The 25,166-nt window shown below is 61.2% G+C and carries 24 protein-coding genes; 5 read left to right on the forward strand and 19 right to left on the reverse strand.

Features of this window, described 5'->3' with window-relative positions; translation table 11 throughout:
* Positions 1-12: 12 nt before the first annotated feature.
* The 6 genes from M5G20_RS23880 to M5G20_RS23905 all read right to left on the reverse strand — a co-directional run bounded on the left by M5G20_RS23880 (position 13) and on the right by M5G20_RS23905 (position 7,065).
* Positions 13-1,359, reverse strand: a complete 1,347-nt coding sequence (locus M5G20_RS23880; protein ID WP_273921178.1) for a sensor domain-containing protein — start codon at positions 1,357-1,359, stop codon at positions 13-15.
* An 87-nt stretch (positions 1,360-1,446) separates the two neighbouring features.
* Positions 1,447-2,085: a LysE family translocator gene (locus M5G20_RS23885; protein WP_150732223.1), complete on the reverse strand. Its 639-nt coding sequence runs from the start codon at positions 2,083-2,085 to the stop codon at positions 1,447-1,449.
* A gap of 222 nt (positions 2,086-2,307) precedes the next feature.
* Positions 2,308-3,639, reverse strand: coding sequence for an MFS transporter (locus tag M5G20_RS23890; RefSeq protein ID WP_273921179.1), 1,332 nt, complete (start codon positions 3,637-3,639; stop codon positions 2,308-2,310).
* A gap of 157 nt (positions 3,640-3,796) precedes the next feature.
* Positions 3,797-4,729, reverse strand: coding sequence for a hydroxymethylglutaryl-CoA lyase (locus M5G20_RS23895; protein ID WP_273921180.1), 933 nt, complete (start codon positions 4,727-4,729; stop codon positions 3,797-3,799).
* The gene (locus M5G20_RS23900) at positions 4,726-5,919 is read right to left on the reverse strand and encodes a CaiB/BaiF CoA transferase family protein (protein ID WP_273921181.1); all 1,194 of its coding nucleotides are present in this window, start codon (positions 5,917-5,919) and stop codon (positions 4,726-4,728) included. Before M5G20_RS23900 ends, M5G20_RS23895 begins: the two co-directional genes overlap by 4 nt.
* A gap of 237 nt (positions 5,920-6,156) precedes the next feature.
* Complete coding sequence (locus M5G20_RS23905) at positions 6,157-7,065, reverse strand: LysR family transcriptional regulator (RefSeq protein ID WP_273921183.1); 909 nt, start codon at positions 7,063-7,065, stop codon at positions 6,157-6,159.
* Between the two features lie 147 nt (positions 7,066-7,212).
* On the opposite strand from M5G20_RS23905, the gene M5G20_RS23910 reads away from it, so the two are divergent.
* The gene (locus tag M5G20_RS23910) at positions 7,213-8,232 is read left to right on the forward strand and encodes a DUF4917 family protein (RefSeq protein ID WP_273921184.1); all 1,020 of its coding nucleotides are present in this window, start codon (positions 7,213-7,215) and stop codon (positions 8,230-8,232) included.
* Between the two features lie 151 nt (positions 8,233-8,383).
* Here the strand turns inward: M5G20_RS23910 and M5G20_RS23915 are convergent, their stop codons facing one another.
* Positions 8,384-8,926, reverse strand: coding sequence for a helix-turn-helix domain-containing protein (locus M5G20_RS23915; protein ID WP_034150121.1), 543 nt, complete (start codon positions 8,924-8,926; stop codon positions 8,384-8,386).
* Positions 8,927-9,037: 111 nt separating this feature from the next.
* On the opposite strand from M5G20_RS23915, the gene M5G20_RS23920 reads away from it, so the two are divergent.
* Both M5G20_RS23920 and M5G20_RS23925 read left to right on the forward strand, forming a co-directional pair.
* Complete coding sequence (locus M5G20_RS23920) at positions 9,038-9,820, forward strand: aldolase (RefSeq protein ID WP_273921185.1); 783 nt, start codon at positions 9,038-9,040, stop codon at positions 9,818-9,820.
* Between the two features lie 30 nt (positions 9,821-9,850).
* On the forward strand, positions 9,851-10,738 hold the full coding sequence (locus tag M5G20_RS23925; protein WP_273921186.1) for a dihydrodipicolinate synthase family protein: 888 nt from the start codon (positions 9,851-9,853) through the stop codon (positions 10,736-10,738).
* A gap of 129 nt (positions 10,739-10,867) precedes the next feature.
* On the opposite strand, the gene M5G20_RS23930 is transcribed toward M5G20_RS23925, so the two are convergent.
* The 3 genes from M5G20_RS23930 to M5G20_RS23940 all read right to left on the reverse strand — a co-directional run bounded on the left by M5G20_RS23930 (position 10,868) and on the right by M5G20_RS23940 (position 12,289).
* A complete protein-coding gene (locus M5G20_RS23930; protein WP_212625551.1) occupies positions 10,868-11,212 on the reverse strand; it encodes a YegP family protein in 345 nt (114 codons plus the stop codon).
* A gap of 176 nt (positions 11,213-11,388) precedes the next feature.
* On the reverse strand, positions 11,389-11,694 hold the full coding sequence (locus tag M5G20_RS23935) for a ribbon-helix-helix domain-containing protein (protein WP_273921187.1): 306 nt from the start codon (positions 11,692-11,694) through the stop codon (positions 11,389-11,391).
* Between the two features lie 13 nt (positions 11,695-11,707).
* Positions 11,708-12,289 (reverse strand): DJ-1/PfpI family protein, encoded by a 582-nt coding sequence (locus M5G20_RS23940; RefSeq protein ID WP_273921188.1) that lies wholly within the window; start codon positions 12,287-12,289, stop codon positions 11,708-11,710.
* A gap of 335 nt (positions 12,290-12,624) precedes the next feature.
* Between M5G20_RS23940 and M5G20_RS23945 the strand changes: the two genes are divergently transcribed.
* Positions 12,625-13,515: a DMT family transporter gene (locus M5G20_RS23945; protein WP_273921190.1), complete on the forward strand. Its 891-nt coding sequence runs from the start codon at positions 12,625-12,627 to the stop codon at positions 13,513-13,515.
* A gap of 74 nt (positions 13,516-13,589) precedes the next feature.
* Here the strand turns inward: M5G20_RS23945 and M5G20_RS23950 are convergent, their stop codons facing one another.
* The 4 genes from M5G20_RS23950 to M5G20_RS23965 form a co-directional block, all read right to left on the reverse strand.
* On the reverse strand, positions 13,590-14,804 hold the full coding sequence (locus M5G20_RS23950) for a class I SAM-dependent methyltransferase (protein WP_273921191.1): 1,215 nt from the start codon (positions 14,802-14,804) through the stop codon (positions 13,590-13,592).
* A gap of 120 nt (positions 14,805-14,924) precedes the next feature.
* On the reverse strand, positions 14,925-15,542 hold the full coding sequence (locus M5G20_RS23955; protein WP_212625556.1) for a TPM domain-containing protein: 618 nt from the start codon (positions 15,540-15,542) through the stop codon (positions 14,925-14,927).
* Positions 15,543-15,570: 28 nt separating this feature from the next.
* On the reverse strand, positions 15,571-16,323 hold the full coding sequence (locus M5G20_RS23960) for a TPM domain-containing protein (RefSeq protein ID WP_075947539.1): 753 nt from the start codon (positions 16,321-16,323) through the stop codon (positions 15,571-15,573).
* A 29-nt stretch (positions 16,324-16,352) separates the two neighbouring features.
* A complete protein-coding gene (locus M5G20_RS23965) occupies positions 16,353-16,958 on the reverse strand; it encodes a LemA family protein (protein WP_212625557.1) in 606 nt (201 codons plus the stop codon).
* A gap of 236 nt (positions 16,959-17,194) precedes the next feature.
* Here M5G20_RS23965 and bglX point away from each other — a divergent pair, with 236 nt between their 5' ends.
* Entirely contained in the window at positions 17,195-19,486 is a 2,292-nt protein-coding gene (gene bglX / locus M5G20_RS23970) for a beta-glucosidase BglX (RefSeq protein ID WP_273921193.1), read from the forward strand.
* Between the two features lie 208 nt (positions 19,487-19,694).
* On the opposite strand, the gene M5G20_RS23975 is transcribed toward bglX, so the two are convergent.
* The 5 genes from M5G20_RS23975 to M5G20_RS23995 form a co-directional block, all read right to left on the reverse strand.
* Positions 19,695-20,852: a phospholipase D-like domain-containing protein gene (locus M5G20_RS23975; protein WP_273921194.1), complete on the reverse strand. Its 1,158-nt coding sequence runs from the start codon at positions 20,850-20,852 to the stop codon at positions 19,695-19,697.
* A 1-nt stretch (position 20,853) separates the two neighbouring features.
* Positions 20,854-21,444: a YceI family protein gene (locus M5G20_RS23980; RefSeq protein WP_273921195.1), complete on the reverse strand. Its 591-nt coding sequence runs from the start codon at positions 21,442-21,444 to the stop codon at positions 20,854-20,856.
* A 103-nt stretch (positions 21,445-21,547) separates the two neighbouring features.
* Positions 21,548-22,318: an IclR family transcriptional regulator gene (locus M5G20_RS23985; RefSeq protein ID WP_273921196.1), complete on the reverse strand. Its 771-nt coding sequence runs from the start codon at positions 22,316-22,318 to the stop codon at positions 21,548-21,550.
* Between the two features lie 82 nt (positions 22,319-22,400).
* Positions 22,401-23,843 (reverse strand): amidase, encoded by a 1,443-nt coding sequence (locus M5G20_RS23990; protein ID WP_273921371.1) that lies wholly within the window; start codon positions 23,841-23,843, stop codon positions 22,401-22,403.
* Between the two features lie 2 nt (positions 23,844-23,845).
* The gene (locus tag M5G20_RS23995) at positions 23,846-25,156 is read right to left on the reverse strand and encodes a citrate-proton symporter (protein WP_273921197.1); all 1,311 of its coding nucleotides are present in this window, start codon (positions 25,154-25,156) and stop codon (positions 23,846-23,848) included.
* Positions 25,157-25,166 lie beyond the last annotated feature (10 nt).

The following is a 25,166-nucleotide window of genomic DNA, read 5'->3' on the forward strand; positions in this document are numbered from 1 at the left end:
GTGGCGATTTTTTCAGACGAGCCGCAGGTGGTGCTCGCGCTTGGCGGTGTACATGGCTTCGTCGGCATGCCGGAACAACTGCGTTTCTTCCGTCCCGTGTTCGGGGTACTGGGCAACGCCGATGCTTGGCTGGATGTTCAGGCTGTGCCCGTCCAGGCGCAGGGGGGCGGCCAGCACCTGGCGGATTTTGCCGGCCACGCAATCGGCATCGCCCGAGGCGTGGATGCTGTGCAACAACACCACGAATTCATCGCCGCCGATGCGCGCCACCGTGTCAGTTTCGCGCACGCAGCCCTTGAGCCGATTGGCCACGGTTTGCAGGAGCATGTCGCCCACCGCATGGCCGTGCGTGTCGTTGACCTGCTTGAAGCGATCGAGGTCGACGTACAGCAGCGCCACGCGCCCCTGCGTCTCACGCGCGGCCTCGATGGCAATTTTGAGCCGGTCACGCAGCAATCCGCGGTTAGGCAGTTGGGTCAACTGATCGTACTGGGCCATGCGTTGCAGCCGCTCGTGCAATTGCTTGCGCTCGATCGCCGTGGCGACTTGGGCGCAGACGTACTGCAACAGCTCTTTATCCTGCTCGGTGTAGCGCTCGCCCCCCGGAATGCTTTTGACGATCAATGCGCCGATGGTGCCGTTCTGTGAGTTCAGCGGCACGCCGAGCCAGCACGGCGAGCTCTGCCCGGTCACCAGCATCTCGAAACCCTTGGGTGGATTTTCCTGGCCCGGGGTCAGCAGGATCGGCAGGCCGCTACGGATAACTTCGGCGCACAGCCGAGCGGTGATCGTGCCGGGCTGCTCGGGTTGTGGTTCGTGGTCGTCGACGTGGTAGGGGAAATTCAGCTCTGCGCAGTGTTCGTCGTACAACGCGACGGAAAAATTCAGCGCCGGCAACCATTCGCCGATGATCAGGTGGATACGTTTAAACAGCGCCAGCAGGTCTTCCGCCGCATGGGCTGCTTCGGAAATCGCATAAAGTGCCGCCTGCCGGGACTCGGCCTGCTTGCGCTCGGTGATGTCGCGGGCCACGGCAATGCGCAGCTGGTCGACCTCCGACCAGCGCGCCGACCAGAGGATGTGCACCACCTGGCCGTCCTTGCGCAGGTAACGGTTTTCAAAGTTGAGCTTGGGCTCGCCGTCCATGATCTCGCGGGCGGCGTCGAGGGTGCGCTGGCGATCGGCCGGGTGCACCAGTTCGATCATTGGCTGGCCGATCAATTCATCGGGGGTATAGCCAAAAATACGCTCGCAGGCGGCACTGACAAAAACGAAGCGACCTTGTTTGTCGACCGCGCAAACGGCGTCCAGCAGGAGGTCGATGTAGCTCGCCATCGGAGCGGAGTTTCTGGTGGTCATGGTGCCGGGCGCGTGTCCGAACAATGCAGCAATAGAAACATATCCCTGACCCGTACGTGTGCGGCTGATGCATCCGAGCGATCAGCGTCAAACCTTGTTCGTCACCAGCCCCGGCAGCGCATGGGCCAATGCATTGATAGCAAAACCGATGAACATCACCCCGCACAACCGCGTAATCGCCAGCTCATGACGTTGATACAAGGTGCGAACCCGCTGCGCCCCGACTATGCCGATGAGGATAGCGTAGGCGATAAGGCCGCCAACGAAGCTAAGGAATATCAGCCACGGCAGCATCGACCAGGTCAGCAACTCGGCGCGGCTCGACAGCAATGCCGTGAACGTGGCAACCGCCACCGGGTAGGCCTTCGGGTTGGTCAGGCCGAACAGGATGCCATGCCAAAACGGCTGGCGCGCCGGGCCTTGCGGCGCATCGGCACTGCTGCGGCGCGCCCTCACCGCACGCCAGCCGAGCCAGAACAGATAGAGGCCACTGAGCACGCCCAGCACGTCAAACGCGGTGCTGCCGATTTCCCGCGCCCCGACAATCGCTACCAGCGCGGTGCTGCACCAGATCACATCCCCCAGCAAATGCCCGCAAAGAAACCCTGCGCCCGCTCTCCGCCCATGCGCCGCGCCAATGCCAAACACGGCCAAAACACCCGGTCCCGGGGTGATGCCGTAAATGAATCCCGAGGCGAGAACAGCCATCAGCAACGAGGGGGTCATGGGAAGTCCTTTTGCACAGGTGGTAAATGGTCGCCAGTCTATATCAGGTCTTTAGTTGCTGACTGACAGATCGTCGAAGAACTTCATCAGTCGATGAATTTCGGGTATAGCAGGGAGGGGAAGTAATGACGGTGACATCTTGAGAATCAAAAGACCGCAGGCTGCGCCATCTCCCACAGGGATGCGTGGTCCCTGTGGGAGCTGGCGCAACTTGCGATTTTTCTAGGCTTTGTCGAGGGTGCGCAGTTTCTGCGGCAGTCCCCACATCAGCAGCGCCACCGCGATCAGCGCACACACACCAATCACATACAGCGCCGGCGTGGTGCTGCCGGTGAGGTCCTTGATGCGGCCGACCATGACCGGACTGACGATACCGCCGAACTGGCCCAGGGTGTTGATCACCGCAATCCCGCCCGCAGCCCCTGCGCCAGCACCGGCCAGCAGCTTCGGTGGCAAGGTCCAGAAGCTCGGGATGGAGGCGATGATCCCGGCGCCGAGCAGGCCCAGCGCGACGATCAGGAAGGTTGTGTGGCTGGCAAAAATCCCCGCGCTGAAGAAGCCAATCGCTCCTACCGCGACCAGACCCGCGACAAACTTGCGCCGTTCTCCGCAGGCATCGGACCAGCGCCCGATCACCACCATGCTGATCGCGCCGCAGATGTAAGGAATTGCCGTCAGCAAACCGATCATCACCGGGCTCTCGGTCCCTGCACTGCGGATCAATTGCGGCGCCCAGAAATTCAAGCCGTAGGACGCTACCTGAATCAGGAAGTAGATCAAGCCGAGGGTCAGGAAACCCGGAATCCGCAGCGCTGCAAGTAACGACCCGCCGCTCTTGTGGGGTTCATGGTGCGCAATGCGGCTGGCCAATAGCGTTTTCTCAGAGGGTGTCAGCCAATGGGCGTCTTCGATGCGATCCTTGAGCAAGGTCAGCACCAGCAAACCGAGACCGATACAAGGCACGCCGCCGAGCAGGAACAACCAGTGCCAGCCACGCATGTCCATAAAACCGTCGAGGTGTTGCAGCACCAGCCCGGAGAACGGCGCGCCAACCAGGCCAGCGAACGCCGACGACAGGAACAGCATCGAAGTAATGCGCCCGCGGTAGTGCTGCGGGAACCACAGCGTCAGGTAATACAGCACGCCAGGGGCGAAGCCTGCTTCCATCGCACCGATCACGAAGCGCAACACATAGAACTGCCATTCGCTGTTGACGAACACCATCAACGCGGTGGCCAGCCCCCAGGACATCATGATCCGGGCGATCCACCGTCGAGCGCCGACCTTGTACAGCATCATGTTGCTTGGCACTTCGAAAATCACATAACCGACCACGAACAGCCCGGCGCCGAGGCCATAAGCGGTGTCGCTCAGGCTCAGGTCGGCCTGTAGCTGGAACTTGGCGAAGCTGATGTTGATGCGGTCGAAAAACGCGAACAGGTAGCAGACCATGATCAGCGGCATCAGGCGCCAGGCGACCTTGCTGACCAGGGCTTTTTCTTCATCGTGGCTAACGGCCGGGCTCGCGCCGGCCTCCAGTGCATTAAGGCTCATTGTGGTTCTCCAGGCGGACTTCCCTTGGGGTGTCCGATTGTTTTTGTTGTCTGGTGGGTGGTGGCTTTCTTTCTGTAGGCGCCGGCTTGCTGGCGAAGCCGTGTGTCAGTCGAGATTGAGGTTGACTGGCACGTCCGCATCGCCAGCAAGCCGGCTCCTACAAGTTGTGCGGCAGAGGGTGCAGGTCGCAGTTACGTCCGGCCTTGGCCAGTTGGCCGGGTACTTCGTGGCCGAGCAGCGCTGGCAATTCTCGGGAGAGCTTAAGCAACAACGGCAGATCGATGCCGGTTGGGATCCCGATTTCATCGCACAAATTGACCAGGTCTTCCGTGCAGATATTGCCCGAAGCCCCCGGCGCGAACGGGCAGCCGCCCAAGCCACCCAAGGCAGCGTCGAAGCGCCGGGCGCCAGCCTCGTAAGCGGCCAGCACGTTGCACAAACCCAGGCCTCGGGTGTTATGGAAATGCAGGGTCAGATCCGCGGGCGATACCCGCTGCAACACCCGCCGCACCAAGCGATCGACCTGGCGCGGGTTGGCCATGCCGGTGGTGTCGGCCAGGGTGATGCCCTGGATGCCGAGTTCCTGATAGGCCTCGACGATCTGCAACACCCGGTCTTCATCGATCTTGCCTTCGAAGGGGCAGCCGAAGGTGGTGGCGATGCTGGCGTTGAGCCGAACGTTGCTATCACCAACGGACTGTACGATCTCGCCAAACGCGGCCAGCGAGTCTTCGCAACGCATGCGCATGTTCGCCAGGTTGTGGGTCTGGCTGGCGGACATCACCAGATTCAGCTCATCGGCGCTGCAGGCCATTGCCCGTTGCGCGCCCTTCAGGTTGGGGATCAACGCGACATAGATCACCCCCGGTTGCCGGTCTATGCCCTTGAAAACCTGTTCACCATCGCGCAAGGCCGGAATGGCTTTTGGCGACACGAACGACCCGGCTTCGATACGACTGAACCCGGCCAGCGACAGTTGATTGATCAAGGTAATTTTGTCGACGGTTTCAACCCAGGTCGGCTCGATCTGCAAACCGTCACGCGGGGAAACTTCCTGAACGATCAGGCGCTCGGAATAATCAGTGATCATTGCACCACTCCTTGGGTTTTCAGGCGTTCGATGTCGGCGACGGTCAGGCCCAATTGCGCGAGGATGCCGTCTGTGTGCTGGCCCAGTGCGGGACCTGACCAATTCACGCCGCCGGGGGTTTGCGAGAGTTTCGGCACGATGCCTGGCATCTTCACCGTGACGCCACCCGGCAGTTCGGCGTTAAGCAGCATGTCCCGCGCCTGATAGTGCGGATCGGCAACGATGTCGGCCACCGAATAGATGCGCCCGGCCGGGACTTCGGCGGCTTCCAGCGCGGCCAGAACGTCGTCGATGGGCAGGCTGCTGGTCCAGTGGGTGATCGCTGCGTCGAGCAGATTGCTCTTGGCCGCACGTCCGTCGTTGTGGGCAAATTCCGGCGCTTCAGCCAGATCAGCGCGGCCAATCACGTTCATCAAGCGGCGATAGATCGGGTCGCTGTTGCCGGCGATCACTACGTAGGCACCCTCGGCCGTGAGGTAAGTGTTGGAAGGCGCGATGCCCGGCAAGGCACCGCCACTGCGTTCGCGCACATGGCCGAGCATGTCGTATTCGGGCACCAGGCTTTCCATGACGTTGAACACGCTTTCGGCCAACGACACATCGACGATTTGCCCACCGCCCTGCCCGGTCTTGACCCGCAGCAGCGACATCAGCGCACCGATCACCGCGTGCAGCGACGCCAGGGAATCGCCGAGGCTGACGCCCACCCGCGCCGGTGGTGAACCCGGGGTGCCGGTGGTATAGCGGATCCCGCCCATGGCCTCGCCGATGGCGCCGAAGCCGGGACGGTCGCGGTAGGGGCCGGTCTGGCCGTAGCCGGAAATCCGCACCAGGGTCAGGTTCGGGTTGAGGGCATGCAACACGTCCCAGCCGAGGCCGAGTTTTTCCAGGGCGCCGGGGCGCAGGTTTTCGATCAGCACGTCGGCGCTGGTCGCCAGTTGCTTGACCAGTTCGATGCCTTCGGGGGATTTGAGGTTCAGCGCCAGGGATTTCTTGTTGCGCGATTGCAGGTACCACCACAACGAGGTGCCTTCGTGCAGCTTGCGCCATTTGCGCAGGGGATCGCCCTGGCCCATGGCTTCGATCTTGATCACTTCGGCGCCGAACTCGGCGAGCATGCGCGCGGCGAACGGCGCGGCGATCAGCGTGCCGATCTCGATCACTTTGATTGCACTCAAGGGGGCAGTCATCGCGGGGGACCTCTAGTTGTTCTTGGAATTGCTGCCAAGGCTAGAGGACCGGGGACAAAGGAATCCAACCTTCAGTCGGCAACGGGCGTTCGCGAAATGCGAACGACCGCGGAGATTATCGCGGCCTCCATGCCGCCATCGCTGGCAAGCCAGCTCCTACAGGGATCCGTGTGCGCCGCCGATCCTTGTAGGAGCTGGCTTGCCAGCGAAGAGACCAGTCCAGTCAATGAAAATCTGTCAGACAGAACCACGCAAATGCTCAAACAACATCCGGCTCACCGGCGACAGCAACGCCTCATTACGCACCACCACGATCAAGGCGCGATCCGACCAGTCGTCGCTGAGCGGCACCGCCGTCAGTCCCAGTGCCCGACCAAACAATTCATAGGCCCGCTGCGGCAGGACGCCGATGCCCATGTTGGCCTGGACCATGCGGCACATGGCGTCGAACCCCGGCACATGAATGCGCACCCGCAGCACCTTGCCGGCCTCGCGTGCCGCCGCGTGGGTGCGCATGTTGATCGAACTGGCGGCGTGCAGGCCGACGTAATCGCTGTCCAGGGTATCGGCGAAGGCGACGCTTGAACGGTTGGCCAGCGGGTGATGCGGCGGCATCAGCACCACCAGTTTGTCCGGACGGTACAACACGCTGTGCAGGCCTTTGATGTCGCTGTCGATCGAACAGATGCCGAGGTCAGCCACGCCATCCAGAACCCCCTGAATCACCCCGGCGCTGGGGCGTTCTTCGAGGTCAGTCTTGACCTGCGGGTGACGCGCGGAAAAGTCCCGCAAGTCTTCCGGCAGAAACTGAATGATCGCTGAGAGATTGGCGAGCATCCGCACGTAGCCGCGCACCCCGTGACTGTGCTCGCCCAGTTCCAGCCCCATTTTCTCGACGTTGAACAGCATTTGCCGCGCATGATGCAGCAAGGTTTCGCCGGCCGGCGTCAGCGTCATGCCTTTGGCCTGACGCACGAAGAGGCTGATGCCCAGCGCCTCTTCCAGCTCCATCAAACGCTTGCTCGCCGCCGACACGGCAATCGCTTCGCGCGAAGCGGCACGGGTCAGCGTGCCCTCTTCGTGCACGGCGACAAACAGTTGCAGGGTGATCAGGTCGAGGCGGCGGATCAGGCTTTTTTGCAGCATCAGGGGCTCGGTGATGTTGGCTCGGACGAAGTCGCAGCATAACGTTCTTCGCCCGGGCTGTGCCCGGCGAGAACACGCTGGCTCTGCGCCCGGTCGTGATAAAGTCGCCGCCCATCACCCTTTTTTTGCCGTGAGTCGAACAACGCAATGACCGATTTCCAGGATGTCGATGCCCAACTTGAAGACTGGAACGCCCTGCGCAAGAGCGCTGCGTTCGGCGGCCTGCTGGTGGGCAATGGCGCCAGCCGCGCGGTGTGGGAGGATTTCGGCTACGACTCGCTGTTTGAAAACGCTCGCACCGTCGAAGAAAAACCACTGAGCCCCTCCGAGCTGAGCGTGTTCGATGCGATGCAGAGCCGCAGTTTCGAGCAAGTGCTGAGCGCGCTGAAAACCACCAGCCGGGTCAACAAGGCGCTGGCTGTGAGTTCCGCCGCGCCGCGCAACCGCTACTACGCAATCAAGGAAGCGCTGATCAACACCGTGCATGCGGTGCACATCCCTTGGCGACTGGTGGTGCCGTCGACGCTGGCGACCATCAATCAGGAATTGAGCACCTATCGCACGGTGTTCACCACCAATTACGACCTGCTCAACTATTGGGCGGTGCAACATCAGCCCGAGGCGATCACCGATCTGTTTCAGGGTGAGGAACCCGCCTTCGACCTGAGCGTCACCGCCACCGATAAAACCCGTTTGCTGTACCTGCATGGCGGGCTGCACCTGGTGCGCAATCAGGATGGTACGGCGCGCAAACTGATGTCGACCGAGGGCACGTTGCTGGGCAATTTCGCCATCAACAACACGATCAAGACCCTCGATGACGTACCGCTGTTCGTCAACGAAGGCCCGAGTGCGGACAAGCTCAAGACCATTCGCAGTTCCGATTACCTGTCGTTCTGCTACGAGCAGCTACTCGGCCACAGCGACGGCTTGTGCATCTTCGGGCACGCGCTGGGCGAGCAGGACAGCCACATCATCCACGCCCTGCGCCTGGCAAAACCGCAGGTGCTGGCGATCTCGATTTATCCGCGCAGCAAGGCGTTCATCCAGCATCAGAAGCGGCATTACGCAAAGGTCTTTGAGGGGACGGGTGTGGAATTGCGGTTCTTTGATTCTAAGACCCATGGGCTTGGCAGCCCGAAGCTCACCGTGCCAGTTGAGGTCTGAGGCAAACACTGAACCTGTGGCGAGGGAGCTTGCTCCCGCTGGGCTGCGAAGCGGCCCCCTGCATGCTTTCAGGGTAAATCCGCTGGCAGGTTTTACGACTGCTGCGCAGTCGCGCCGGAGCAAGCTCCCTCGCCACAAAGAGCCTGACTGCTCATTCCTCGGCGCTATGCACCACCACCAGCAACTGCGCCTGCACCTCGCCCACCGAGCGGATCCGGTGCGGTTTCTGCGAGTTGAAGTGCAGCGCATCACCCCGATTGAGCAGCACTCGCTCACTGACGAAATCCACTTCCACCTGCCCTTCGTGGACGAACAGAAACTCTTCGCCCAAATGTTCCTTGAAGGTTTTGTCGGCAAATTCGCTTGGCGGATAAATGATGAACGGCAGCAGGTTACGTTCACTCACCTGATGGGCCAGTACGGCGTAACCCGGGTTGTCGTCGCTGGCGCCCAAAGGTTGCCGTTCGTGGCTACGCACCAGGCTGTAGCTGTCGACGCTGACGTTGTCCTCCGAGAACAATTCCTCGACCTTCACGTTCAACGCCTTGGCCAGTTTCAACGCAGCCGCTATCGATGGCGTGTTGAGCCCGCGTTCGACCTTCGACAGGTAACTCTTGGTCATGCCGGATTTCTCCGCCAGCGCCTCAAGGGTTACCCCAAGTTTTTTTCTTAATAATTTCAAACGGATAGACATGTGGAGCGATAAATCCATCAAGGAGGTGACGAATTGTCCTTGCTCATGACACAAAGTGTCATATAGCATCTTTCGTGTCATCTGCATGACTCAGCCAAAGAGGACACCGATATGGCCAAGACATTAGCACTGCCCAAAGATCAACTGGTCAAACAAGCGCTCAACCAGATGCAAAACACCCTCGCCGATAATACGTGGACCGACCGCCAAAAGCTGGCCCTGACCTGCCGTATTCTGTTCGAGAATGGCCATGACTCGGGTCTGGCCGGACAAATCACCGCCCGCGGCCCGCAACCTGGCACTTACTACACTCAACAACTGGGCCTGGGTTTCGACGAAATCACCGCGAGCAATCTGCTGCTGGTCAACGAAGACCTGGAAGTGCTCGAAGGCCACGGCATGCCCAACCCGGCCAACCGTTTTCACAGTTGGGTGTACCGCGCCCGGCCGGATGTGAACTGCATCATTCACACCCACCCGACCCATGTCGCCGCGTTGTCGATGCTGGAAGTGCCGCTGCAGATTTCCCACATGGACCTCTGCCCGCTCTACGACGACTGCGCGTTCCTCGAAGGCTGGCCCGGTGTGCCAGTCGGCAACGAAGAGGGCGAGTTGATCGCCGGTGCACTGGGCGACAAACGGGCGATCCTGCTTTCCCACCACGGCCAGTTGTCCACCGGCACCACCATCGAGGAGGCCTGTGTGATCGCGCAATTGATCGAACGCGCAGCCAGGTTGCAGTTGCTGGCGATGAGTGCCGGGACCATCAAGCCCATCATCCCTGAGCTTGGCCGTGAAGCCCACGACTGGATTGCCCGGCCGAAACGCCACGCCGCCGCTTTCAACTATTACGCCCGACAGAATCTGCGCCGACACGCCGATTGCCTGAACTGACCCCTGACCTTTTTTGAACGGAGAGACACCATGTCCAGCGCAACCATTCACGGCATCATCGGCTACACCATCACCCCGTTTACCGCCAACGGCGAAGGCGTTGATCTTGACGCGCTCGGGCGTTCCATCGACCGCTTGATCGATGGCGGCGTGCATGCCATCGCGCCACTGGGCAGCACCGGTGAAGGCGCTTACCTGAGCGACGCGGAGTGGGACCAGGTCGCCGAGTTCAGCATCAGGCAGGTGGCCAAACGCGTGCCGACCATTGTCAGTGTGTCCGACCTGACCACTGCCAAAGCGGTGCGCCGCGCACGCTTCGCCGAGGCCCACGGCGCCGACGTGGTGATGGTGCTGCCGACGTCCTACTGGAAGCTCAGCGAAGCAGAAATCCTCGCCCACTACCGCGCCATCGGTGACAGCATCGGCGTGCCGATCATGCTCTACAACAACCCGGCCACCAGCGGCACCGACATGTCGGTGGACCTGATCCTGCGCATCGTCAACGGCGTGGAAAACGTGACCATGGTCAAGGAGAGCACTGGCGACATTCAGCGCATGCATCAACTGCAACGCCTGGGCGAGGGCCAGGTGCCGTTCTACAACGGCTGCAACCCGCTGGCGCTGGAAGCCTTCGCGGCCGGGGCCAAAGGCTGGTGCACGGCGGCGGCGAACCTGATCCCGCAGCTCAACCTGGATTTGTACGAAGCGGTGTTGGCCAATGATCTGGGCAAGGCACGCGAGCTGTTCTATCGCCAGTTGCCGTTGCTCGATTTCATCCTCAAGGGTGGCTTGCCGGCGACGATTAAAGCGGGCTTGCGGGCGACCGATCTGGAAGTCGGAGATCCGCGGCTGCCGGTGTTCCCGCTGAGCGAGGCCGGTTGTGAACAACTGCAAGGGTTGCTCAAAGCCCTACGCTGATCTGCAACCCTGCACAGCCCTTTTGTAGGAGCTGGCTAGCCGGCGATAGCGTCATGTCAGACGACATCATCGTTGGATGTGCCGGCCCCATCGCTGGCAAGCCAGCTCCTACAGGGAGGTGCGGTGTTTTTAGAGTACCGGCAAGGTCTTGTCCTTGATCACTTTGCTCGGGCCGTTGGCCTTGACGCTGGCGATGCCTTTGTCCATGGCGGCGTCGGAGGAATACGATTCGCTGCTGCCGATGATCTCGTGATTGCCGGCCTTGAGATTGAAATAAGGATGGCCATCCTTGGTGGTTTTCTTTTCGTAGCGTTCATCCAGCGGGCTATTGGCCTGGACCGACGCGATGCCTTTGTCGGCTGCGGCGCGGGTGGTGTACAGCTCGCTGGTCAGAATGGTTTCGGCGTTCGCCGCTTTCAATACAAACCGGAATTGACCGGTGCTGCTCTTACTCACTTCGTACCATCCGGACATGCTGTTTCTCCTTGGCGATTGAGAGGTTGCGCGCTTCAGAGTAAAGACCAGCCTGCTGTTTCTGTCGCCTGTGTGGGCCCTATCGCTAGCAGGCTGGCTCCCACATTGGACTGATGTACACAAATCCACTGTGGGAGCCAGCCTGCTGGCGATGGGGCCTGTAAGTACGCTGAAACCTAATTGACTGAACGCTTCACCACCGACAACTCCGGAGCAGCCACCCGCCGCTGACTCAAATAGCGCGTACAACTCACCCGCAAGAACGAGGCGAAGTTCACCACCTCGCCGCGGTAGTCCATCACTTCTTCATACAGCTTGGCGATCAACTGGTTGGTGGTCATGCCGTCGACCCCGGCGATTTCGCTGAGGATGTCCCAGAACTGGTTCTCCAGGCGCAAGGTGGTCACCACCCCGCAGATGCGCAGCGAGCGGGAACGCGATTCGTAGAGAATCGGGTCCGCCTTGACGTAGAGCTCGCACATGACAGGTTCCTCGTTACAGCGTGATTTTGGTGCCCAGCAAACCGAGGAAACCGGCGAGCCAGTTCGGGTGCGCTGGCCAGGCCGGCGCCGTGGCCAGATTGCCTTGAACGTGGCCGTCCGTCACCGGGATATCGATAAACGTACCGCCGGCCAGACGCACTTCCGGGGCACAGGCCGGGTAAGCGCTGCACTCGCGCCCTTCGAGAACCCCGGCCGCCGCCAGCAATTGCGCGCCGTGGCACACAGCGGCAATCGGTTTGCCGGCCTTGTCGAAATCGCGCACCAGCTCCAGGACTTTTTCGTTCAGGCGCAGGTACTCCGGCGCACGACCGCCCGGGATCAGCACCGCGTCGTAATCTGCTGCCTTGACCTTGGCGAAGTCGAAATTGAGGGCAAACAAGTGACCCGGTTTCTCACTGTAGGTCTGGTCGCCTTCGAAGTCATGGATGGCCGTGCGCACGGTCTGGCCGGCGGTTTTGTCGGGACACACCGCGTGAACGGTATGGCCGACCATCAACAGCGCCTGAAACGGCACCATCACTTCGTAGTCTTCGACGTAATCGCCGACCAGCATCAGAATTTTTTTAGCGGCCATGGGGAGGACTCCTCTGGGAAACGTGGGCATGCAGGAGTATTCAAGGTAGTCCTTATCCGCGGGGGTGGGTAATAACCGACTACTACGGACACTGCGCTTTTGTGGCGAGGGAGCTTGCTCCCGCTGGGCTGCGAAGCGGCCCCTTGCGTCTTTTTTTGAGAAAGCGTGCGCAGGTTTGACGACTGCTGCGCAGCCGAGCGGGAGCAAGCTCCCTCGCCACAAGAGCTTCGCTCCCAACTGTACGGATAACTCTGCGCCTAGCTGTAACAGCGCGAACACCACGGTTTATGGCTAGATGAAAGCACTTCCAATAACCCACAATTTCGGTCGCCATCATGTCCTCCCGCGAAAACACCGGCATGGCCTTGGGCCTGCTCGGCGTCGTCATCTTCAGCCTCACCCTGCCCTTCACACGCATCGTCGTGCAGGAACTCCATCCGCTGCTCAATGGCCTTGGCCGCGCATTGTTCGCAGCGGTTCCGGCGGCGTTGCTGTTGCTGTGGCGCCGGGAAAAGTGGCCGACCTGGAAACAGATCAAAGGCCTGAGCCTGGTGATTGCCGGGGTGATTCTCGGTTTTCCGGTGTTGTCAGCCTGGGCCATGCAAACCTTGCCGGCGTCCCACGGTGCATTGGTCAACGGCTTGCAGCCGCTGTGCGTGGCGCTGTACGCCGCGTGGTTGTCCCATGAACGTCCATCGAAAGCCTTCTGGGCCTACGCCGCGTTGGGCAGTGCGCTGGTGCTCGGTTACGCGCTGATCAGCGGCGCCGGCAGCATTCAGGCGGGCGATTTGCTGATGCTCGGTGCGATTGCCGTGGGTGGCCTGGGTTATGCCGAGGGTGGCCGATTGGCCAGGGAAATGGGCGGCTGGCAGGTGATCTGCTGGGCGCTGGTGCTGTCGACGCCGCTGTTGATCGGCCCGGTGGTGTATCTGGCGCTGCAGCATCAGGGCGAGATTTCCGCCAAGACCTGGTGGGCTTTCGGTTACGTTTCGCTGTTTTCGCAGTTCATCGGCTTCTTTGCCTGGTACGCCGGGTTGGCCATGGGTGGCATCGCCCGGGTCAGTCAGATCCAGTTGCTGCAGATTTTTTTCACCATCGCCTTTTCGGCGCTGTTCTTTGGGGAACACGTCGAGCCGGTGACATGGTTGTTTGCCGGCGGTGTGATTGTGACGGTGATGCTGGGGCGCAAGACCGCCGTCAAACCCGCCCGCGTCGCCACCGCCTGAACCTGTAGGAGCCGGTTTGCTGGCGATGGCGCCCTCAAGATCGCCATCGCCAGCAAGCCGGCGCCTGCAAGGGATCAGAGATAGCCGTCGGCCCGCAACAGTGTTTCCAGGCAATGCTCGCTGATGTGATAGAAATCCTTGAGTTCCTGGATCTTCGTCAGCAGCTGGGCCGGGTCAACCGGTTCGGCGCGTTTGACCGCCAGGATCATCTTGTTCTTGTTGGTGTGGTCCAGTGAGATGAACTCGAACACCTTGGTTTCGTAACCGCAGGCCTCAAGGAACAGCGCACGCAAACTGTCGGTGACCATTTCCGCCTGCTGGCCCAGGTGCAAGCCGTATTGCAGCATCGGCTTGAGCAGCGCCGGGCTCTGGATTTGCAGGCGGATCTGCTTATGGCAGCACGGCGAGCACATGATGATCGACGCCCCGGAGCGGATGCCGGTGTGGATGGCATAGTCGGTGGCGATGTCGCAGGCGTGCAGCGCGATCATCACGTCCAGCTCGCTCGGCGCCACGCTGCGCACGTCGCCGCACTTGAACACCAGCCCCGGATGCTCAAGCTTGGCGGCCGCCGCGTTGCACAGGGTGACCATGTCTTCACGCAGCTCGACGCCGGTCACTTCGCCTTCGGCGTTCAGGGTGTTGCGCAGGTAATCGTGAATGGCGAAGGTCAGGTAACCCTTGCCCGAGCCGAAGTCCGCAACGCGCACCGGTTTGTCCAGCGCCAGCGGCGATGAGGTCAGCGCATGGCTGAACACTTCGATGAACTTGTTGATCTGCTTCCACTTGCGCGACATCGCCGGAATCAGCTCGTGCTTGCTGTTGGTCACGCCGAGGTCGGCGAGGAACGGTCGGCTCAAATCCAGAAAACGGTTTTTCTCGCGGTTGTGCTCAGCGGATGGCACTTCACGCAATTGCTGAGGTTTGCTCATGAACAGCGAAGGCTTGCCCTTTTTGCTGTATTCGAGCTGGGCTTCGTCGGTCAGCGCCAACAAATGCGCATTTTTGAACGACGTCGGCAGCAGCTCGGCAATGCTCGCCACGCCTTCGGCCAGCGGCAGGTTCTTGGTGATGTCACGGGTTTTGTAGCGATAGACGAAGGACAGGCAAGGCTGCGTCTTGACCGTCACCGGTTTGATGATAATCCGCTGCAGATCGGTTTCATCGCCCACGTACTTGGCCAGCACCAGTTTGATGAAGGCGTTTTGCTCGAGGCTGCTTTGCAGCAGGTCGATGAACCGGGCGTGATGATCCGGCGCGAGGCTGGCGGGAGTGGCGGTGACAGACATGAAAAAACGGCCTCAGGCGGGCGGATCGAGAATGGCGGGTATTTTAGGGGGGATGGCGTGCGACGGCACGGCTAATTTCCCGAACGGCAAAGAATCTGTGGCGAGGGATTGTCAGTGAGATCAGCCCAACACCACCAACCGGTTCGGCAACTCATTTCGCACATGCGTCACTGGCACATGCACCTTGAGCAACTCACCGCATGCCTCGACGCAACTGACAAACCCTTGCAGCGTCTGCCCCTGCCGCACCTGCTGGGTGAACGCGGCGACAATCGCGTCCCAGTTCTTATTGTCGAGGCGGCTGGAAATGCCCTCGTCCACCAGGATCTCCACGTAGCGCTCGGCTTCAGAGACAAAAATCAGAATGCCGGTGCTGCCTTCAGTGTGGTGCAGGTTCTGCTCCAGGAACTGCCGGCGCGCCAGGTTCGAGGCGCGCCAGTGACGGACCGAGCGCGGGATCAGGTGGGTGGTGACTTTCGGCAACCGGAACACCAGGCACAACACGATGAAGGAAATCCACTGCACCATCAGCAGGCTGTGCAGGGTCAGCCAGCCCGTCAGGTAATGCACGATCCCCGGCACCACCAGCGCCAGCAGGCTGGCCCACAGCAGCGGGATGTACGCATAGTCGTCGGCGCGGGCCGCGAGCACGGTCACCAGTTCGGCGTCGGTGTCACGCTCGACCCGGGCAATCGCTTCGGCGACTTTACGTTGTTCGTGTTCAGTCAGTAGTGCCATGTTGTGAAATGCCTGCTCATTTGTGTTGTTACCAACCGCCGGACGAACCACCGCCGCCGAAACTGCCACCGCCGCCGCTGAAGCCCCCGCCGCCGCCACCGCCAAAACCGCCGCCGCCGAAACCACCACCGGAGCCGCCTGAACCGCCCCGGCCGGCGGGAAGAATACCGAGCATCTGGCCAACAAACACAGTCAGGATGAACAACAGAACCAAAAACACGAACAGCCCCGGATGCCGCGAGACGAAATCATCACTCGGATCGCCGGTGGATTCATACACGGTCGACGGTTCGTCCAGCGGATTTCCGCCCAACACCACCAGCATCGCCGCGACACCATCGCTGATGCCCTTGCTGAAATGGCCGGTCTTGAACGCGGGGGTGATGACCTGATGGATGATCACCGAACTCTGCGCATCGGTCAGGCGATCTTCCAGGCCATAGCCGACTTCGATACGCAGTTTTCGCTCATCCCGCGCGACGATCAGTAGCGCGCCGTTGTTCTTGTCTTTCTGCCCGATGCCCCAGTGGCGCCCCAGTTGATAGCCGAAGTCGGCAATGTCAGTGCCTTGCAAATCCGGCAACGTTACGACCACCAGTTGCTCACCGGTGGCTTTTTCGTGGGCCTGAAGCTGTTGCGTCAGTTGCTCACGCACCACCGGTTCGATCATCCCGGCGTTGTCCACCACCCGACCGGTCAGTTCAGGGAACTTCAATTCGGCTTGGGCCGCCAGGGCAAATACCCACAGCAACAGCACCAGGCCAGCTTTCAAGACGCGCATGTGCAACCTCGCCCGTGGTGACGCACCGATCAGAATTTAACTTCGGGCGGTTTTTCCGAACCCGGCGTGGCTTCGAAGGTTTCGCGTACCTGCAAGTCGCTGTACATCACGCTGTGCCAAAGCCGACCGGGAAAGGTGCGGATCTCGGTGTTGTATTTCTGCACCGCCAGAATGAAATCCCGCCGGGCCACGCTGATGCGGTTTTCGGTGCCTTCAAGCTGCGATTGCAGGGCGAGAAAATTCTGGTTGGCCTTGAGGTCCGGATAGCGTTCGGACACCACCATCAACCGGCTCAAGGCACCGCTGAGCTGATCCTGAGCCTGTTGGTACTGCTTGAGTTTTTCCGGGTTATCGAGGGTTGAGGCGTCGACCTGAATCGAGGTCGCCTTGGCCCGGGCCTCGATCACGGCGGTGAGGGTTTCCTTTTCATGGGCGGCGTAGCCCTTGACGGTTTCCACCAGGTTGGGGATCAGGTCGGCGCGCCGCTGATACTGGTTTTGCACCTGGCCCCAGGCAGCCTTGGCCTGTTCGTCGAGGGTCGGAATGTTGTTGATACCGCAGGCGGTCAGCAACGTGGCGAGCACCAATAACGTGGCAACTTGCAGGCTCGACCGGTAGGACTGTCGTACATTCATATCAGTGATGCTCCCTTCACAGGCATGGAAAAAACAACCGGCGACCCTCTCGGCCGGCTCTTGGGGCATAATCGGCCGCGCCACTGGATTGCATCGGGGCAATGGGCTAAAAGATGCCCTGCGCAAACAACCGTATCCGGCATTTTTTGCACCGGTACCCGAACAACAATAGTCGCTCCCTAAATTTTGGCTGGCCGGCGTGTACATCGCCGTTTGGGCCCTTGAGAAAACTATTCATGAATAAGCTGTGTTTGCTGGGCCTGCTCGTCAGCCTGGCCAGTCATAACGTATTGGCCGCCACGACGCCCGCACCTCTGGAGAACAAGGAAGCCTTCGTCAGCAACCTGATGAAGCAAATGACCCTCGATGAAAAAATCGGCCAGCTGCGCCTGATCAGCATCGGCCCGGAAATGCCCCGGGAGATGATCCGCAAGGAAATTGCAGCGGGCAACATCGGCGGCACGTTCAACTCGATCACACGCCCGGAAAACCGTCCGATGCAGGACGCGGCCATGCGCAGCCGCTTGAAGATCCCGATGTTCTTCGCCTATGACGTGATCCACGGCCACCGCACCATTTTCCCGATCCCGCTGGCCCTGGCGTCGAGCTGGGACATGGACGCCATCGGCCTGTCCGGGCGTATCGCCGCCAAGGAAGCCGCGGCTGACAGCCTCGACATCACCTTCGCGCCGATGGTCGACATCTCCCGCGACCCGCGTTGGGGCCGCACCTCCGAAGGCTTCGGCGAAGACACGTACCTGGTGTCGCGCATTGCCGGGGTGATGGTCAAGGCGTTCCAGGGTGCTAGCGCCAATGCGGCCGACAGCATCATGGCCAGCGTCAAGCACTTCGCCCTGTACGGCGCGGTCGAGGGTGGTCGCGACTACAACGTGGTCGACATGAGCCCGGTCAAGATGTACCAGGATTACCTGCCGCCGTACCGCGCGGCGATTGATGCCGGTGCCGGCGGCGTGATGGTTGCGCTGAACTCGATCAACGGCGTGCCAGCCACCGCCGACACCTGGCTGATGAACGACCTGTTGCGCAAGGAATGGGGCTTCAAGGGCCTGGCCGTCAGTGACCACGGGGCGATTTTCGAGCTGATCAAACACGGCGTCGCGCGCGATGGCCGTGAAGCGGCGAAGCTGGCGATCAAGGCCGGCATCCACATGAGCATGAACGACACCTTGTACGGCAAGGAACTGCCGGGCTTGCTGAAGTCCGGCGAGATCCAGCAGAGCGACATCGACAACGCCGTGCGTGCGGTGCTCGACGCCAAGTACGACATGGGCCTGTTCAAGGACCCGTACCTGCGCATCGGCAAGGCCGAGGATGATCCGGCCGACACCTACGCCGACAGCCGCCTGCACCGCGCCGAGGCCCGCGACGTCGCGCGTCGCAGCCTGGTGCTGCTGAAGAACCAGAACGAAACCCTGCCGCTGAAGAAAACCGCGAAAGTGGCCCTGGTCGGTCCATTGGCCAAGGCGCCGATCGACATGATGGGCAGTTGGGCCGCCGCCGGTCGCCCGGCGCAATCGGTGACCCTGTTCGATGGCATGAGTGCCGCGCTGGGCGATAAATCGACCCTGATCTACGCCCGTGGCGCCAACATCACCAGCGACAAGAAGGTCCTCGACTACCTGAACTTCCTCAACTTCGATGCCCCGGAAGTGGTCGATGACCCGCGCCCGGCGAACGTGTTGATCGATGAAGCGGTAAAAGCCGCCAAGGATGCTGACGTGGTGGTCGCGGCGGTGGGTGAGTCCCGTGGCATGTCCCATGAATCGTCGAGCCGCACCGATCTGAACATCCCGGAAAACCAGCGTGAGCTGATCCGCGCCCTGAAAGCCACCGGCAAACCGCTGGTGCTGGTGTTGATGAACGGCCGCCCGCTGTCGATTCTCGAAGAGAAGGAACAGGCCGACGCGATCCTGGAAACCTGGTTCAGCGGCACCGAAGGCGGCAACGCCATTGCCGACGTGCTGTTCGGCGACTACAACCCGTCGGGCAAACTGCCGATCACCTTCCCGCGCTCGGTCGGCCAGATTCCGACCTACTACAACCACCTGAGCATCGGCCGGCCGTTCACGCCAGGCAAGCCGGGCAACTACACCTCGCAGTATTTCGACGACACCACCGGTCCCCTGTTCCCGTTCGGTTTCGGCCTGAGCTACACCGATTTCAGCCTGAGCGACATGGCCTTGTCCTCGACCACGCTGAACAAGACCGGCAAGCTCGACGCCAGCGTCACGGTGAAAAACACCGGCAAGCGTGACGGCGAAACCGTGGTGCAGCTGTACATCCAGGACGTGACCGGCTCGATGATTCGCCCGGTCAAGGAACTGAAGAACTTCCAGAAAGTGCTGCTCAAGGCGGGCGAACAGAAGGTCCTGCACTTCACCATCACCGAGGATGACCTGAAGTTCTTCAACAGCCAGCTCAAGTACGCGGCTGAACCGGGCAAGTTCAATGTGCAGATCGGCCTGGATTCACAGGACGTGACGCAGCAGAGTTTTGAGTTGCTGTAACCCGACACATCACGACCCTCTGTAGGAGCTGGCTTGCCAGCGATGGCGGTTTAATATTCAACGAAGATGTTGAATGCTATGGCCCCATCGCTGGCAAGCCAGCTCCTACAAGGGCATCGCGTAATATCCAGCGAAGATGTTGAATGCTATGGCCCCATCGCTGGCAAGCCAGCTCCTACAGTGGTTTGTGGGTGTTCAGGAATTCGGATCAACCCCGTCGATCCAGCAGATTCACCACCAACCGGTCCACCCATCCCCACACCCGCTGCTTGATCCGCCGCCACAGCGGTCGGCGTCGCCATGCTTCAAGGCTGACTTCCTGGCTGAGCGCGAAGTCCTTCTCGAAACTCGCCGCCACGTCCCGGGTCAGTCCGGGGTCCAGTGCCTCGAGGTTGGCTTCCAGGTTGAAGCGCAAATTCCAGTGATCGAAGTTGCACGAGCCGATGCTGACCCAGTCGTCGATCAACACCATTTTCAGGTGCAGGAAACACGGTTGGTATTCGTAGATCTGCACCCCGGCCTTGAGCAGGCGCGGATAGTAGCGATGCCCGGCGTAGCGCACGGACGGGTGATCGGTGCGTGGCCCGGTCAGCAGCAGGCGCACATCGACGCCGCGACCAGCCGCACGACGCAATGAGCGACGGACTTTCCAGGTCGGCAGAAAGTACGGCGTGGCCAGCCAGATGCGCTTCTGGCCGCTGTTCAGTGCACGAATCAACGACTGCAGAATGTCGCGGTGCTGGCGGGCGTCGGCGTAGGCAACGCGGCCCATGCCCTCGCCCATCGACGGCACCCGAGGCAAACGCGGCAAGCCGAAATGCGCGGCGGGTTTCCAGGCGCGGCGATGGCGGTTGGCGATCCATTGGCGGTCGAACAACAGTTGCCAGTCGAGCACCAGCGGGCCGCTGATTTCCACCATCACTTCGTGCCATTCACTGACGTCTTCACCCGGCGTCCAGAACTCATCGGTGACGCCAGTACCCCCGACCACCGCCATGCTCTGATCGACCAGCAACAGTTTGCGGTGATCGCGGTAAAAATTGCCGACCCAGCGCCGCCAGTTCAGGCGATTGTAGAAACGCAATTCGACCCCGGCCGCCATCAGCCGCTGGCGCAAGGTCAGGGTGAACGCGAGGCTGCCGTAATCATCGAACAGGCAACGCACCCGCACACCGCGCTCGGCTGCCTGGACCAGCGCCTGGACCATGGCCTCGGCACAGGCGCCCGCCTCCACCAGGTACAACTCCAGTTCGACCTGCTCCTTGGCACGGGCAATCGCCACCAGCATGCGCGGGAAAAATTGCGGACCGTCGATCAGCAGTTCGAAGTGGTTGCCTTCACGCCACGGAAAAATGGCCCCTGCCATGTCAACGCGCCGTAAAAATCAGCACCGCACCCACCGGCACCGACAGGCTGATGGCCGACAAACCGGCGACCTTGCGCAACGCTTCCAGACCCGGCGCCAGGTCAAAGTCTTCGGCATTGATCACCAGCGGTTCCAGCGTCACCACCTGGAAGCGCCGGTCATCCAGGCGCGTGGCCAGCAGTTCGGCGTCGTAGGTGTGTTGCTTGCCGTGGAGGTCGACAGTCAGCGGCAGCCGCAACTCCAGTTGCGCACCGGGCGCGAGGTCATTGATGGGCCGCAGGTCGATTTGCGTGGTGATCAGCGCTTCGGGAAATTTGTCGATCTCGAACAGGTTGTTACGCATGCGCTCATCACGCAGCGGGATGCCGCTGTTGATCGAATCCAGCTCGACTTCAACCTGCGCCAGGCCTTTGGGATCGACTTTGCCGTGCAGCACCAGAAAGCGCTGCACTTCGGAAACATTGGCGTTTTTGGTGCTGACGAACGACAGCCGCGAAGACTCGCCGTCCAGATACCAGTTGGCCTGGGCCGACAGCGAAGCGCCGGCCAACAGCAGTAAAGCAAGGGTTTGGGTGACTGACCGCTTGGACATAGAGACTCGTGGGGGCAAGTAAACCTGTGCTGAACCTTAACCGGCCTGTCACAGGTTGCAAGAAATGTGTTGCCTTGAGTCTCTAAACCAAAACAAGTTCCACTCAGGCCATCGCCTGCTGCACATGACCAATGGTCGTGGCCAGGCTGTTGAGGTGCAGGCTCAGCACCCGCTCCACCGGAGCCTGATCCATCGGCCAGTGCAGCGCCATGCTGCCGACCAGTCGGCCATCGGCACGGATCGGCAAGGCCACTGCGCGAATCAGGAACGGCAAGCGCACGGGGTACTCCCAGTAACCTTCGGTGCGTTGGCCAAAGCCTTGGTGCAATACCGTTTGCGAGGCATTGAACAGTGTTTCGTCGCTCAACCGTTCACGCTCGGCCAGGCGCTGCACTTCATGGCTGTCCAGTTCCCCCAGACAAGCCCGACCCATGGCCGAATGAAACAGGCTGGCGTGCTGGCCGACGATCTGGCAATTGTTTGGGTACCGTTTGCGCAGCACCGTGGGAATGGCACTTTCCATGACCTCGATCCGCTCGCCGTCGAAGCACGACAGGTCCACCACCAGCCCGGTGCGTTCGCTCAACTCCAGCAACAACGGCGCAGCGTTTTCCACCAGTCGTCGCTTGAAGCGTTGCTGGCTGTCGCCAAACAAACGCTTGGCGCATAAACGGTAACGCCGGTCGCTCAAGCCGCGGTAGATCCAGCCCTGCTCCTGCAAGGTCAACAGCATGCGCGACACGGTGGCCTTGGGCAGGCGCGTCAGGTAATGCAGTTCCTCCAGCCCCAACGCCTGATGCTCGCCCAGCAGTTCGACGATCGCCAACGCACGCTCGACCGAACGCACGCTGCCGGTTTCTGCCTTGGTCTCCATCGGTTCGATCTCCCTCAGCCGGAATGGACGCTCGCTTGCTCTTTTTTCAAAGTACAGCAAGATGCGCGCCGCCCCCAAAGGCTCAGGCGTTTTGCAGACAACCGGGTGGCCGACGCTTGACCCACTGGGTCAGCTGCTCGTGGGCATACGCCAGTTGTAGCACCGCGAAGTCAGCCTGGGCCGGGCCAATGATTTGCAGGCCCATCGGCAGGCCGCCCGGGCTGAAACCCACGGGGACGTTCATGCTCGGCAACCCGGCCAGGGTCGGCCCGATGACGACTTCCATCCAGCGGTGGTAAGTGTCCATGCTCTGCCCGCCAACGACGCGCGGCCAGGGTGTTTGTGCATCAAAAGGAAACACTTGGGCGGTGGGCAGCAACAGGAAGTCGTAACGTTCGAACAGCTCGTTCAACGCCCGATACCAGTCGCTACGGTTGACCGAAGCCTGATAGACATCCGCTGCCGTCAGGCGCAGCCCGCCTTCGACTTCCCATTGCGCTTCGGGTTTGAGCTGCTCGCGTTTCTGTGGGTCGGCGTACAACGCACCGAGGCTGCCTTGCACCAGCCAGTGGCGATGGGTCAGCCAGGTTTGCCACAGGCGCTCCATGGAGAAATCCGGCTGACACGCTTCGACCTTGCAACCCAGGGCCGCGAAGTCCTGCAGCGCCGATTCGCACAGGCTCATCACACCGGGGTCCATGGGCAGATAACCGTTGTAGTCCCCCAGCCATCCCACGCGGACCTCGCTGAAATCCTGCACCAGTGATTGATGGAAAATTGCCGGGTCCTGCGTCTGCGACAACGGTACGCGGGAGTCGTAACCGGCCTGCGTCCCGAGCAACCGAGTGACATCGGTGACCGTGCGGCCCATCGGCCCTTCAGTCGCCAGTTGCTGGACAAACACCTCCGGCTGCGGACCGTGCGGCACGCGGCCTTGGGACGGGCGAAAACCGAAGACGTTGTTGAACGCCGCCGGGTTGCGCAGCGAGCCCATCATGTCGCTGCCGTCGGCCACCGGCAGCATGCGCAACGCCAGCGCCACCGCCGCCCCGCCGCTGCTGCCACCGGCGGCCAGCGCCGGATCGTAGGCGTTGGTGGTGGTGCCGAACACGCTGTTGTAGGTGTGCGAACCGAGGCCGAATTCCGGGACGTTGCTCTTGCCGATGATGATCGCCCCGCAGTCACGCACCCGCGCCACGCTGATGGCGTCGTGTTTCGGGACTTGCCCGGCAAACAGCGGCGAGCCCATGGTGGTGCGCAAACCGGAAGTGGCGGCCAGGTCTTTGACCGCTTGCGGCATGCCGTGCATCCAGCCACGGGACTGGCCCTGATCCAACTGCCGGTCGCAGGCGTCGGCCTCCGCCAGCAATTGATCGTCCGCACGCAGCGACACCAGCGCATTGACCTGCGGATTGAAGCGCTCGATTTGCGCCAGGTACGCCTGCATCACCTCGCGGCAAGACACCTGCCGCCCATGGATGGCCCGGGACAGCGCATCGGCGTCCATTTCAACAATTGGATTGATGCTCAAGGTTTCACCTCAAGGTTGAGTTCGACAGATCGCTTTGCCCGTGGAGCTTCCTGCATGCAGTAAGTCCCCAATAGCGTCAGCAGGCAAGCGAACAACACGTAGAACGACGGCGCCACCGGTGTCGCCAATACCTTGCTCAGCCAGGTGACGATCAACGGCGCAAAACCGCCAAAGACCATGACCGCCACGTTGTAGGCCACTGATACCCCGGTGGAGCGCACTTCAATCGGAAACTGCTCGGCCAGCGCGGTCGGTGCCGGGCCGAAAAAACCGCCAATCGCGCTGCACAGCAACAGTTGCATCACCAGCAAGCGCTCGATGGAAGGTGCTGCCGCGACCCACACGTAAAGCGGATACACCATCACGAAAAACGCCAGGGTGAAGGCCATCAATACCGGGCGTCGGCCCAGGCGATCCGACAGTGCACCGGACAATGGAATGATCACCGTCATCAGCGCCACGGCGAGCATTTGCACCAACAACACTTGGTCCAGCGGCAAGCCAAGATTCTTGTGGGCGAACGTCGGCATGTTCACCAGCACCACGTAGAACGACACGGTCGCACCACACGCCAGGCCCATCGACACCAGAATGGCGCGGCGATGTTCGCGGATCACTTGCATCAAGCTCGGGCTGGCGCCTTTGGCCTGTTTGCGCGCTTCAAGAAACGCCTCCGGTTCCTCCATGTGCTTGCGAATCCACAAGCCCACCGGGCCGATCAACAAGCCGATCATGAACGGGATCCGCCAGCCCCAGCTGTCCAGTGCCTCGGGGGTCAACAGGTGGGTGAACAACGCCACCATGCCCGCGCCGGAAAACACCGCCAGGCACTGCCCGACCAATTGCCACGAGCCGTACAAACCCTTGCGATGCGCGGGCGCACTTTCCACCAGGAACGCCGTGGCGCTGGCGTATTCGCCGCCCGTGGCGAAGCCTTGCAGCATGCGTGCAACCACGATCAGCAACGGTGCGCCCATGCCGATCGCGGCGTAGTTCGGCGCGAAGGCGATCAGGGCGATGGACACGGTCATCAGGCGGATGATCATCTGCATCGCTGCCTTGCGGCCTTTGCGGTCCGAGTACATGCCCAACAGAATGCCGCCCACCGGGCGCATGAAGAAGCCGACGCCGAAGGTCGCCAGCGCCATCAGCAACGATGCGTATTCGTCTTCAGACGGGAAAAATTGCCGGGCGATGATGCTCGCCAGAAAGCCGTAAACGATGAAGTCATACCATTCCAGCGCGTTACCGATAACGGCGGCGACCACCTGCCGGGTGCGCGAAACGCCAGTGCTCGAAGTCTGCATGGGAACTCTC

This window comes from Pseudomonas sp. TNT2022 ID1044 (genome assembly GCF_028656895.1).
GTDB classification, from domain to species: Bacteria; Pseudomonadota; Gammaproteobacteria; order Pseudomonadales; family Pseudomonadaceae; genus Aquipseudomonas; species Aquipseudomonas reinekei.